The organism is Streptomyces sp. NPDC058662, assembly GCF_042716255.1.
Lineage (GTDB): Bacteria > Actinomycetota > Actinomycetes > Streptomycetales > Streptomycetaceae > Streptomyces.
Map to the genome: position 1 here is coordinate 1 of NZ_JBHXRU010000146.1, position 11,519 is coordinate 11,519.

The following is an 11,519-nucleotide window of genomic DNA, read 5'->3' on the forward strand; positions in this document are numbered from 1 at the left end:
GGCCCCTCCCCCGGGGGGGGGCGGGCCCCTCCCCCGCGGGGGGGGGGGGGGGTGCCCCCCCCCCCCCCCGCCTCCGTGGTGCGCGGTGAGGTGGTGCGTACCGTCCCCGCCGGACGCCCCGTCAGCCGCCGCCGACCGGGCGGGGGGCGGGGCCCCGGGCTCCGGCCCGCTCCGCGTGCGCCGGCCGGCGGCTGCCGGCCGGGGTGAGCGGGGTCCGCTCGGACCGGATCAGGTGCGGCCGGACGGGCGCGTGCGCGGCCGGCCGCGCACCCGGCGCGTGGACGGCGGGGACGACGACCGCCGGGACGGCGCCCGGCGCGGGGCCCGGTGCGCTGTCCGGAGCGAGGGCGGCGGCGGGCACGGCCACCGGCCCGGGGACCGGGGCGGCGGCGGTCCGCCGGAGCTGCCACTTGCCGCCGGCGGAGAGCAGCGGGGCGAGCGCCGTGGCGACCGGTGCGGGCATCCGCCCGGTCTCGGCGCGCCGGCGCAGCAGGGTGCGCAGATCGAAGACGTGCGCCTCGGCGCGGGCGATCAGCGGCTCGAACCAGGGCAGCGCCAGCAGGATCAGCAGTCCCGCGGACCAGCCGAGCAGGACGTCGCTGACCCAGTGCGTACCGAGGTACACGGTGGTCGCGCCGACGCTGAGCGAGACGACCGCCGACACCACGGACAGCACCCGCCGGGTGGCCGCGCTGGACGCCAGGTAGGCCAGGATTCCCCAGGTCACCACGGCGTTGGCGGTGTGGCCGGAAGGAAATATATCGCCGCCCGCGAAGAGCTCGGCGGAGCCGATCTCGGTGGCGTAGTGCGGTCCGAGCCGGCCGAGGCCGAGCTTGACGGCCCCGACGGTGACGTTGAGCAGCAGCAGCGCCACGCCGAGGGTGATCAGCGGGCGCAGGGTGTGCTGCCGCCACGAGCGCCAGCCGAGCCACGCGGCGACCATCACGGCGGTGGGCCCGCGCTGGCCGAGGACGACGAGGTAGTCCAGGAAGGCGTGCAGCTGCGGCCACTGCTCGTAGGGCCGGAAGAACATGATCTGCCAGTCCAGGCGGACGAGCCAGGACGTGGTCAGTACGGCCACCACGATGGCGAGGTAGAACGCGAGGGTCGATCCCAGGAGTACGACGCGGTGCCGGCTCATCCGCGGGGTCTGCAGATGAGCCGGTCGCTCCGGTTCCCGGTCCAGCCGGGCGAACACCCGCTCCAGACGGGTCAGGATTTGGTCGGTACGCACTCAATCGACGTTACCGCGCGCCGATGGGCGGCCCGCGCGAATCGCGGGCTTTGTGATGACCATGTGATGTGGAGTAGGTCTCACGGGTGACTTAATTCCCGTTAATCCGCCAGTGGTTGGACCGGACCGATCCTCCGCCCCGGCAATTGCTTCGCACACTTACCCGAGCTTTATCCGGGTGCGTCATTTCGCCGGCGGAAAGACGGCCGGCGGTTACGGGGGCCCCGAGCCGTTCAGCCAGAACGCCCCGTACGCCGCCGACACCAGGGCCGCCGCGCCGAGTACGGCGGCCGCCCACCCGGTGCGCCACCGGGCCAGCGCCACCGCCACCGGCAGTACGAGGGGGAAGGCGGGCAGCAGCAGCCGGGGCTTGGACCCGAAGTACCCGGACGCGCACAGCGCCAGCGCCACCACGATCCCGCAGTAGACGAGGAGCGGCGCCGGCTGCCGCTGCCGCACGCACCGCGCGTACAGCCAGAGCACCAGGACGACCCCCGCGGCGAGGCCGAGCCCGGCTGCGAACGCGGAGGAGGCCAGCTTCGCCCCGACGAACCGGGCGAAGGCCAGACCGCCGTCGAAGCCGTTGCCCCAGCCGGCCTGTACGTCCAGGTACCCGAGCAGGCCGTCCCCGGTGCGCGCGCCGACCCACAGCACGTACGCGAGGGCGCCCAGCGGAGCCAGGAGCGCGCCCGCCGCCGTCCGCCACGACCGGTCCCCGCGGCGCAGGGCGAGCACCGCGGCCACCCACACGGCACCGACCACGGCCGCCCCGACCGGACGGGTCAGCCCGGCCCCCGCCGCCAGCAGCCCCGCCGTGACCCACCGGCCGCGCAGGACCGCGTACAGCGCCCACGCGGCCAGCGCGGTGAACAACGACTCGCTGTACGCCATGGACTGCACCACACCGACGGGGAGCGCCGCCCAGCACGCGACGGCCAGCACCCCGACCCGGCGGCCGTCCGCCGTGCCGGGCCGCGAGGCGCACAGCAGGTCGGCCACCGCGAAGATCCCCCAGGCCGCCGCGAGCCCGGCGACGGCTGACACCGCCAGGCCCGCGGAGCCGTACGCCAGTCCGGTGGGGGCCGCCACCGCCCGCTCCAGCCAGGGCAGCAGCGGGAAGAACGCGAGGTTCGAGTGGACGTCCCCGTTCGGGAGGAGCACCTCGTACCCGTAGCCCTCGGCCGCGATGCGGGCGTACCACAGCGAGTCCCAGCGGGCCGAGAGCAGCGTGTGGGGGCTGCTCCCGACCGCCGCGCCCCACACCGCCAGCCCCGTCAGTCCGAGCAGCCGGACCGCGGCGAAGACGGCCAGCGCGGGGGCGGCCCGGCGAAATCCAAGATCTTCCACAAGCGTGATTATCGGTGGCGCCGGAACGCGGCCCCGGTCGAGAACCACGCCCCGTGTGCGCGCGTGTACGCGGGGGAGAAGGCGGGGCGGTGCACGGGGCGTGGAGTGGCGTACACCACACGGCGGTCGGAGTCGGGATGAGAGGTGGACCACGTTCCGGGCAGGCGAACTCGCGTACGCTGATCGTTCACTCGCGTGTCGATGCCGGATCCCGTAGGACGCCGCACACCGCAACCCCCCGTGGCTCCACACGACGCCGGTCCGCCGAGTGCGAGGGATCACCTGGGAGGTACATGCATGTCGGGGACGAGCGCGGCCGTCGACAGGACCCCTTCCCCCTGGCAGCGGATCGGCGCGGCCTCCGGCGGGTCCAACCGCTGGGCCGTGCTGGCGGTGCTCTGCGTCAGCCTGGTGCTCGTCGCGCTCGACGCGACGATCCTCCACGTCGCCGTCCCCTCCGTCACCGAGGACCTGCGCCCCGGCTCGATCGAGCTCCTGTGGATCGTCGACGCCTACCCGCTCGTCTGCGCCGCACTGCTGATCCTCTTCGGCACCCTCGGGGACCGGGTCGGCCGGCGCCGCATCCTGCTGCTCGGCTACGGGCTCTTCGGCGCCGCCTCGGCTCTGGCGGCCCTCGCCGACAGCGCCCAGGTCCTCATCGCGGCGCGCGCCCTGCTCGGTGTCGGCGGGGCGATGATCATGCCGGCCACCCTGTCGATCCTGCGCCAGGTCTTCCCCGACCGGCGCGAGCGGGCCCTCGCCATCGGCATCTGGACGGCTGTCGCCGCCATCGGCGCCGCCGGCGGACCCGTCCTCGGCGGCTTCCTGGTCCAGCACTTCTGGTGGGGCTCGGTCTTCCTCATCAACATTCCGCTGATGGCGCTCATCCTGCCGCTGGGGCGCTGGCTGCTGCCCGAGTCCAAGGGATCCGCCGACGGGCCCTGGGACGTGCTCGGCGCGCTGATGGCCGCCGCCGGCGTGCTCGGATCGGTCCTCGGGGTCAAGCGGCTGGGCGCCGAACGGGACCTGCTCGACCTCCAGGCACTGGTCCCGCTGGTGCTCGGGGCGGGGCTGCTCGTGCTGTTCGTGCGGCGGCAGAAGCGCCGGCCGCACCCACTGATCGACATGCGGATGTTCTCCCGCGCGGCGTTCTCCACCTCTGTCGGCTGCATCGTGCTGGCCATGCTGGCGCTGGTCGGCCTGGAGCTGATCGCCGTCCAGTACCTCCAGCTCGTCCTGCACCTCAGCCCGCTGGAGACCGGGCTGCGGCTGCTGCCGCTGACCTTCGCCGCCATGGCCGCCGGCGCCACCGGCTCGTACACGCTGGCCCGGGTCGGGCCGCGCACCATGGTCTCCCTCGGCTTCCTGCTCACGGCGTTCGCCGTGCTCCTGCTGACGCTGATGGGCCAGCAGGACCGGCCCGTGCTGCTCAACGTCGGTTTCATCCTGCTCGGCTTCGGGCTCCAGACCACGCTCTTCGCCGCCTATGAGTCGATGCTCAGCGAGGCCCCGGCGGCCACCGCGGGCGGCGCGGCCTCCATCGGCGAGACCTCGTACCAGCTCGGCGCCGGGATGGGCATCGCCCTGCTCGGCAGCGTGATGAACGCGGCGTACGCGCCGGGGCTGGCGAGGGTGCCGGGGGTGGCCGAGGCCGACGCGGCCCACGCCGCGAACTCCCTGGGCGAGGCCTACCAGATCGCCGCGCACCTCGGCGGGCCGGCGGGGGAGTCGTTGTACGCGGCGGCCCGGCTGTCGTTCGTGCACGGGCTGCACGTGACGCTGGTGGTGAGCGCGGTACTGCTGCTGGCGGGGGCCGCGATGGCGTTGAAGCTGCCGAGGACCATGGAGGGCGAGGGCGCGGAGCCGGCCGGGCCCGTCGCGCTGCCCGCGCAGTCGTCGGGGTCCCGCAGCGGTGCGGCGCAGGCGGCCGGGCAGCCGTGCCCGTCTTCGGTGGAGCACGCCGGCTGACACGGCGTCGCGGCGCGCCGCCGCGGGACCCCGTACCCGAACGCAGGTGGGACCGGAGGCGCCGGCGGGGCCGGAAGTGCGCCGGCAGGGCTGGATCGACCCGGCCGGGGAGTGCGAAACTCGCGCTGCTAGGTTCTGCCGGCCGGGAAGGCCCGGCATCGACTGTCTCAGGCCGCCGGGAGGCCCTCGTGCCGTCATTCGTACCCACCGACCCGCTCGGACTCGACGAGCTCCTCAGTCCCGAGGACCTCGCCGTCCGGGACACCGTCCGCGGCTGGGCCGCCGACCGGGTGCTGCCGCACATCGCCGAGTGGTACGAGAGCGGCGAGCTCCCCGCGATCCGCGAGCTGGCCCGGGAGCTCGGCTCGATCGGGGCGCTCGGCATGTCGCTGGAGGGCTACGGCTGCGCGGGCGCCAGCGCCGTGCAGTACGGCCTGGCCTGCCTGGAGCTGGAGGCCGCCGACTCCGGTATCCGCTCGCTGGTCTCCGTGCAGGGGTCGCTGGCGATGTACGCGATCTGGAAGTACGGCTCCGAGGAGCTCAAGCAGCGGTGGCTGCCCGGCATGGCGGCCGGCGAGCTCATCGGCTGCTTCGGCCTGACCGAGCCCGACGTCGGCTCCGACCCCGCGGCCATGCGCACCTACGCCAAGCGCGACGGCGGCGACTGGGTGCTGAACGGCCGCAAGATGTGGATCACCAACGGTTCGGTGGCCTCCGTGGCCGTGGTCTGGGCGCAGACCGACGAGGGGATCCGCGGCTTCGCGGTGCCCACCGACACGGCCGGGTTCTCCGCGCCGGAGATCAAGCACAAGTGGTCGCTTCGGGCCTCGGTGACCAGCGAGCTCGTACTGGACGACGTACGACTGCCCGCGGACGCCGTCCTTCCGGGCGTCACGGGGCTCAAGGGTCCGCTGGGCTGCCTCAGCCACGCGCGGTACGGGATCATCTGGGGGTCCATGGGGGCGGCGCGCGCCAGTTTCGAGTCCGCGCTCGACTACGCCAGGACCCGGGAGCAGTTCGGGAAGCCGATCGGCGGCTTCCAGCTCACCCAGGCGAAACTCGCCGACATGGCCCTGGAGCTCCACAAGGGCATCCTGCTCGCCCACCACCTGGGCCGGCGCATGGACGCGGGCACCCTGCGGCCGGAGCAGATCAGCTTCGGCAAGCTCAACAACGTCCGCGAGGCCATCGAGATCTGCCGCACCGCGCGGACCATCCTCGGTGCCAACGGGATCTCCCTCGAATACCCCGTCATGCGGCACGCCACCAACCTCGAATCGGTCCTCACCTACGAGGGCACCGTCGAGATGCACCAGTTGGTGCTGGGCAAGGCGCTCACCGGGCTGGACGCCTTCCGGTGAGAGCCCTGCCTAGCTCTGGTTGAAGAAGTCGCGCGAGCGGCCGCCGGGCTCGCCGCTCACGATCTGGGTGTCGGCCGGGGTCAGCAGGAAGACCCTGGTCGCCACCCGCTCGATGGAGCCGCGGAGCCCGAAGGTCAGGCCGGCCGCGAAGTCGACCACGCGCTTCGCGTCGCCCGGGTCCATCGAGGACAGGTTCACGATGACCGGGACGCCTTCGCGGAACAGCTCGCCGATGCCCCTGGCGTCACGGAAGCCGTCCGGGGTGACCGTCGCGATCCGGCGGCCCTGCTCGACGGCCGACTCGGAGGCAACCCTGACCCGGGGGTCGGTGACCCACTGGTCGCCGGGGCCGGACACCGAGCCCTGGGGGGCCTCCGCGTAGTCGTCGTCGTAGTAACGCTCGTCGTCGCTGTCCTCCACGAGACCCAGCCAGGCACTCGCCTTGCGCACCGAACCCATGGACGCCTCCTTTCACCGCGGTCAGTTCTCTTCTCTCCGCTGCCCCTATGGTCGTCCATGATGCTGACAACGCGCCAAGTGGATAGTCGCCGCGCAGGGGTTTCGTGACGGTACTGGTGCAGAACATCCGTTGCACGGTCAAGGATCCTGGTGGCTACCGCTGCTGACTGAGTGAAAATACGACTGCCGCCTCCGTACGGGTGAGCGATGGGGGCGTACGGGTGACGTGGGCGGCTCGATACCATGCCCGTCAGGCACGCGCACGACACACGGGGGAAGCGGATTGTTCGGCATCGTCAGACCTTGCACGCACCGGCTGGGCGAACGGTTCAAGGCGGAGTGGATGGCCCATCTGTGCGGGCTGTGCCTGGCACTTCGGGGCGATCACGGACAGTTCGCCCGGATCGTCACCAACTATGACGGCCTCCTCGTCTCCGTCCTGACGGAGGCTCAGTCCGGACCGGCGCCCGGCGCCCGCCGCACCGCCGGCCCCTGCCCGCTGCGCGGCATGCGCACCGCGCCGGTGGCGAACGGCGAGGGGGCCCGGCTCGCCGCCGCCGTCTCGCTGGTCCTGGCCTCGGCGAAGGTCCGGGACCACGTGGCCGACCGCGACGGCCTGTTGGCCCGAGCCCCGATCGCCGCCGCCGCGCGCAAGGTGGCCCGGGGCTGGGACCGGGCCGGCGCCCGTACGGGGGCCTCCCTCGGCTTCGACACGGCCGTCCTCGTCGACGCGGTGGACCGGCAGGCGGGCATCGAGACCCTGGCCGGCGTTGGAACCCCCGTGCTCGTGGTGACCGAGCCCACGGAGACGGCGACGGCCGCCGCCTTCGCCCATACCGCGCGGCTGGCGGGGCGGCCCGGCAACGCCCCCGCGCTCGCCGAGGCGGGTCGCTACTTCGGGCGGCTGGCGCACCTGCTGGACGCGGTCGAGGACCAGGGCGCGGACGCCGCGGCGGGCGCCTGGAACCCGCTCACCGCCACCGGGACCACCCTCACCGAGGCCCGGCGGCTGTGCGACGACGCACTCCACGGCATCAGGCTGGCACTGCGCGAGGTCGAGTTCGCGGACGCCGGCCTCGCCCACCGGCTGCTGGTGCACGAGCTGCGCACCTCGGTGGACCGGGCCTTCGGCACCCGCTCGTGCGGGCACGGACCGACGGCGGCGGCCTCCGCCGGGCAGGGCGGCGATCCGTACGCGGGCGGCCCGTACGGCGGTGGTTCGCACAGCGGCGGCCCGTACGCGAGCGGTCCGGTCGTGGCCGGGAACCCCTACGGCGGCGATCCCCGCGGCGGCAACCCCTACGCCCCCGGCGCCCCGCCGGCGCCCGGCGGGCCGGGACTGCCGCCGCCCATGGGGCCGGGCGGCGGTGGCGGCGGTGGCGGTGGCGGCGGCCGGCCCCCGCAGAAGCCCCGGCGCGGCCTGCTCGCCGGCTGCGCGGTGGCCATCGGGCTGTTCTGCACCTGCCAGCTCTGCTGCACCGAGCACGAGGGGCCCTGGTCCCGCGAGAAGAAGAAGCCCTGGTGCGACAACTGCGACTGCGGCAACTGCAACTGTGACTGCGGCTGCGGCGACTGCTGCTGCTGTCCCTGCGACGGCTGCTGAGCCTCCATCGGATTCCACAGGTCCGGACGGCGTACTCCTGGATTCCCGTCCTGACCCGCGTGGAAGGGTTGAGCGGCATGGACGATGACGCGCAAGACCCGCACGCCTCCTGGCGCGATTGGCACGAGCGCCGGGAGGCCACCGTGGCCGCTCCCTACGGCCCCCTGGCACTGATCGGCACGCACTGGCTCGCCGACCACCCGGACGGTCGAATTCCGGCCGTTCCGGGGCACTGGCGCGCGACCGAGGACGGTGTGGCGCTGACGGCGGCCGCCGCCGACTCCCTGTCCCTGGACGGGAAACCGTTCACAGGCGACGCGGTGGTCCCGGCCGACGACACGCCTCCCTCCCACTCCCGGATCTCGGCGGGAGAACTGCGGCTCGCCGTGATCCGCCGCGAGGGGGAGTGGGCGGTGCGCGTCTTCGACCCCGGCTCACCCGCCCGCAGAGCCTACGCGGGCATGGAAGCCAGCCCCTACGACCCGGCCTTCGCGCTGCCCGGACGCTTCCGGCGGTACGCGCAGGACCGGACGGTCCAGGTGGAGAACGCCGACGGCCGCGCGCGCGGCCTCGACCTCGGCGGTGAGCTCAGCTTCCCGTTCGAGGGGACGGAGCACACCCTCCAGGTCGCCTTCGACGAGGACGACGGCAGCCTCTGGGCCGTCTTCGGCGATGCGACGGGCGGCCGCTCCAGCTACCGGTTCCGATTCCTGCGCCCCGGCGCGCCGGGGCCGGACGGCTCCGTCGTCGTGGACTTCAACCGGTCCCTGCTGCCGCCCTGCGCCTTCGCCGACCACTTCATCTGTCCTTTCCCGCCGCCCGGGAACATGCTGCCCTTCGAGGTCGCGGCCGGCGAGCGGCGGCTGAAAGGCGCCCTTGCGACCGGTATCTGACGCCCCCACACTCCCGAGAGTGCTTGTCAGGGTCACGGCATAAATTATGTGCTTCCCGTGTCCCCGACTGCGCCTCACGGGCTCCGGCACCCCCACGATCGCCGGGCCCCCAACCTTCCCGGAGGACGAGAAGTGAGGAACAAGAGCATCACCCGTACCCGGCTGCTCGCGATGGCCACCGGCCTGGCCGCCGCAGCCGCCCTCGCCGCCCCCGCCGTCGCGAACGCCGACGGCCAGGACGACGGTTTCAGCGCCGCCCGACTCGCCTCGGCCGGAGCATCCGTCCTGCGCGCCGACGTCGCAGGAACCGCCTGGCACACCGACCCCGCCACCGGGACCCTCGTGGTCACGGCCGACAGCACCGTCTCCACCGCCGACCTCAACAGAATCAAGCGCGAGGCCGGAGCCGACGCCGGCGCCCTGCGCATCGAGCGGACGCCGGGCAAGCTGACCAAGCTGGCCTCGGGCGGCGACGCCATCTACGCGTCGAGCTGGCGCTGCTCGCTCGGCTTCAACGTGCGCAGCGGCAGCAACTACTACGCCCTCACCGCCGGGCACTGCACCGACGGCGCCACGACCTGGTGGACCAACTCCGCCCGCACCAACGTGCTCGGGTCCACCGTCGGCTCCAGCTTCCCGAACAACGACTACGGCCTGGTCAAGTACGCCAGCAACAGCCCGGTCCCGCCGGGCACCGTCGGCGGCCAGGACATCACCAGCGCGGTCAACGCCACCGTCAACATGTCCGTGACCCGCCGCGGCTCCACCACCGGAACCCACAGCGGGCGTGTCACCGGCCTCAACGCCACCGTCAACTACGGCGGCGGCGATGTCGTCTACGGCATGATCCGCACCAATGTGTGCGCCGAGCCCGGCGACAGCGGCGGCCCGCTCTACTCGGGCACCCGCGCGGTCGGCCTGACCTCCGGCGGCAGCGGCAACTGCTCCTCGGGCGGCACCACGTACTTCCAGCCCGTGGTGGAGGCCCTGAACACCTACGGAGTCAGCGTCTACTGACGGTGACCCGTGCGCCCCCGACGCACTCTGGACGTCCTTCCGCCTTCTGGGAGGATGTCCAGGGTGGCGCCGTCCACGGGGGAGGCAGGTTCCGTATGAAGCGCATCGGCGTGACCGGGCACCGGTCCATTCCGGACCGGCTGCTCGGTCATGTGGAGAGCGGCCTGAGGGCCGTGTTCGGCTCCCACGAGGGCCCGCTGGAGGCGTTCTCCAGCCTCGCAGCGGGAGCCGACCAGCTGTTCGCCGCCGTCGCCCTGGAGCACGGGGCGGACCTGACCGTCGTCATCCCCAGCGGTGACTACGAGGAGTCCTTCGAGGACGCCGGCGCCCTGGCCGGCTACCGGCAACTCAGGCACCGGGCCGCCCAGGAGGTCCGGATGGACTTCCCGCACTCCACGGACGAGGCCTACTACGCGGCCGGTACGTTCATCGCCGGCTCCTGCGACCGGCTCGTCGCCGTCTGGGACGGCCTTCCGGCGCGCGGGCACGGCGGCACCGCCGAGATCGTCGCCTACGCGCGGGCGCTCGGGAAGCCCGTCACCGTCATCTGGCGCGAGGGCGTGACCCGGGACTGAGCCGGCCGGCCCCGCGCCCCACCCCGCGCCCCACCCCCCGCCGGGACCGCCTCAACTGCTGTGCCGCGCCAGCCAGTCCGTGTGCTGCGGAGAGACGTACCGCTCGGTCTCGTACACCGCGGACGGCCACTGGGACTCGGTGATCGTCGTCTGCATCACCACCATCATCGCCGCCAGGTCCTGCTCGATCAGGGTGTGCGCCTCGATCAGCGGATGGTGGCGGCGCACCTCGTTCCAGGCGATCCCGGCCGCGGCCGCCGTGCTGAGCAGCCCGGTCAGCCGCGCCCCCGGACCCGACCCGAAGGCCTCCAGCAGCGCGAACAGCAGCGCCAGGCAGGTCAGCAGCACGATCGTCCACGACCACACGGCGGTGGCCCGCCGGGACACCTCCGTCCGGCGGCGGTACCAGTTGCGCTGCTCGATCAGCCGGTCCCGGACGTACGTCTCACGCCGCACCCGGTAGTCCATGCCGCGCAGCCGCTGCATCGCGCCGGTGATCTCCCCGCCCTGCGGCACGGCCCCGGAGGCCCGCGGATCCTCCCAGCCCATCTTGCGGAGCTCGTCCAGACCCGCCTCCAGCCGGGTCCGGTACGTGGCCTCCGCGTCGCCGCCGTCCTTGCCGAACGGAGCCCCGTGCACGGCGTACCGCCAGGCCAGGGACTTGATGAACTCCGCCGCGCTGCGGTTGAGCTGCCACTGCGGGCGGGCCCGGCGGCGGGACGCACGCAGGCCCACCGCCAGCACGCCGGCGTACCCGAGCACGCTCAGCAGGCCGAACACGCGCAGCGAACCCACCTCGGGGCCCGGGGGCAGGGCGGCCGCCGCGGCCGCCGTGACGAGCAGCGCCAACTGGGCGCGGGTGGCCTGCGTCGACTCCCGCTGCCGGGTGATCGCCGCCTGGTCGGTGTGGTGGAAGAGGGTTGGCAGGTCCTCGTGTCGAAAGGTCATGCTGTCGGTCACAGCGCCCCCTGCTGTCGGGCCCGGTCGGGTGGCGGGGCGGGGGGGGCCGGGGGCCCCCCCCCCCCCCGGGGGCAGACACCGCGCGCCGGTACACGACGCCGG

Annotated in this window: 10 protein-coding genes; 6 read left to right on the plus strand and 4 right to left on the minus strand. The window is 73.6% G+C overall.

Features of this window, described 5'->3' with window-relative positions:
• Positions 1-121 precede the first annotated feature (121 nt).
• Positions 122-1,234 (minus strand): phosphatase PAP2 family protein, encoded by a 1,113-nt coding sequence (locus ACFWUQ_RS29700; protein WP_384544174.1) that lies wholly within the window; start codon positions 1,232-1,234, stop codon positions 122-124.
• 213 nt (positions 1,235-1,447) lie between these two features.
• Positions 1,448-2,581 (minus strand): hypothetical protein, encoded by a 1,134-nt coding sequence (locus ACFWUQ_RS29705; protein WP_384544176.1) that lies wholly within the window; start codon positions 2,579-2,581, stop codon positions 1,448-1,450.
• Positions 2,582-2,878: 297 nt separating this feature from the next.
• Between ACFWUQ_RS29705 and ACFWUQ_RS29710 the strand changes: the two genes are divergently transcribed.
• The gene (locus ACFWUQ_RS29710; protein ID WP_384544178.1) at positions 2,879-4,549 is read left to right on the plus strand and encodes an MFS transporter; all 1,671 of its coding nucleotides are present in this window, start codon (positions 2,879-2,881) and stop codon (positions 4,547-4,549) included.
• Positions 4,550-4,737: 188 nt separating this feature from the next.
• A complete protein-coding gene (locus ACFWUQ_RS29715; RefSeq protein WP_384544180.1) occupies positions 4,738-5,910 on the plus strand; it encodes an acyl-CoA dehydrogenase family protein in 1,173 nt (390 codons plus the stop codon).
• Between the two features lie 9 nt (positions 5,911-5,919).
• On the opposite strand, the gene ACFWUQ_RS29720 is transcribed toward ACFWUQ_RS29715, so the two are convergent.
• Positions 5,920-6,369 carry a cell division protein SepF gene (locus ACFWUQ_RS29720; RefSeq protein ID WP_384544182.1) on the minus strand — a complete coding sequence of 150 codons (450 nt, stop codon included), beginning with the start codon at positions 6,367-6,369 and terminating at the stop codon, positions 5,920-5,922.
• Between the two features lie 283 nt (positions 6,370-6,652).
• Here ACFWUQ_RS29720 and ACFWUQ_RS29725 point away from each other — a divergent pair, with 283 nt between their 5' ends.
• From ACFWUQ_RS29725 to ACFWUQ_RS29740, 4 genes are all read left to right on the plus strand, one after another.
• A complete protein-coding gene (locus tag ACFWUQ_RS29725) occupies positions 6,653-7,972 on the plus strand; it encodes a DUF5685 family protein (RefSeq protein ID WP_384544184.1) in 1,320 nt (439 codons plus the stop codon).
• 77 nt (positions 7,973-8,049) lie between these two features.
• On the plus strand, positions 8,050-8,865 hold the full coding sequence (locus ACFWUQ_RS29730; RefSeq protein WP_384544186.1) for a DUF1684 domain-containing protein: 816 nt from the start codon (positions 8,050-8,052) through the stop codon (positions 8,863-8,865).
• A gap of 171 nt (positions 8,866-9,036) precedes the next feature.
• Positions 9,037-9,882, plus strand: coding sequence for a S1 family peptidase (locus tag ACFWUQ_RS29735; RefSeq protein WP_384544190.1), 846 nt, complete (start codon positions 9,037-9,039; stop codon positions 9,880-9,882).
• A 95-nt stretch (positions 9,883-9,977) separates the two neighbouring features.
• Positions 9,978-10,457, plus strand: a complete 480-nt coding sequence (locus ACFWUQ_RS29740) for a hypothetical protein (RefSeq protein ID WP_384544188.1) — start codon at positions 9,978-9,980, stop codon at positions 10,455-10,457.
• A 51-nt stretch (positions 10,458-10,508) separates the two neighbouring features.
• Here ACFWUQ_RS29740 and ACFWUQ_RS29745 read toward each other — a convergent pair whose 3' ends face one another.
• Positions 10,509-11,405, minus strand: coding sequence for a DUF4231 domain-containing protein (locus tag ACFWUQ_RS29745; protein WP_384544192.1), 897 nt, complete (start codon positions 11,403-11,405; stop codon positions 10,509-10,511).
• Positions 11,406-11,519: the final 114 nt, after the last annotated feature.

Coding starts and splice junctions, on each gene's coding strand:
- ACFWUQ_RS29740 (WP_384544188.1), top strand. CDS start 9,978: ATGAAGCGCATCGGCGTGACCGGGCACCGGTCCATTCCGGACCGGCTG.
- ACFWUQ_RS29745 (WP_384544192.1), bottom strand. CDS start 11,405: ATGACCTTTCGACACGAGGACCTGCCAACCCTCTTCCACCACACCGAC.
- ACFWUQ_RS29730 (WP_384544186.1), top strand. CDS start 8,050: ATGGACGATGACGCGCAAGACCCGCACGCCTCCTGGCGCGATTGGCAC.
- ACFWUQ_RS29735 (WP_384544190.1), top strand. CDS start 9,037: ATGGCCACCGGCCTGGCCGCCGCAGCCGCCCTCGCCGCCCCCGCCGTC.
- ACFWUQ_RS29710 (WP_384544178.1), top strand. CDS start 2,879: ATGTCGGGGACGAGCGCGGCCGTCGACAGGACCCCTTCCCCCTGGCAG.
- ACFWUQ_RS29720 (WP_384544182.1), bottom strand. CDS start 6,369: ATGGGTTCGGTGCGCAAGGCGAGTGCCTGGCTGGGTCTCGTGGAGGAC.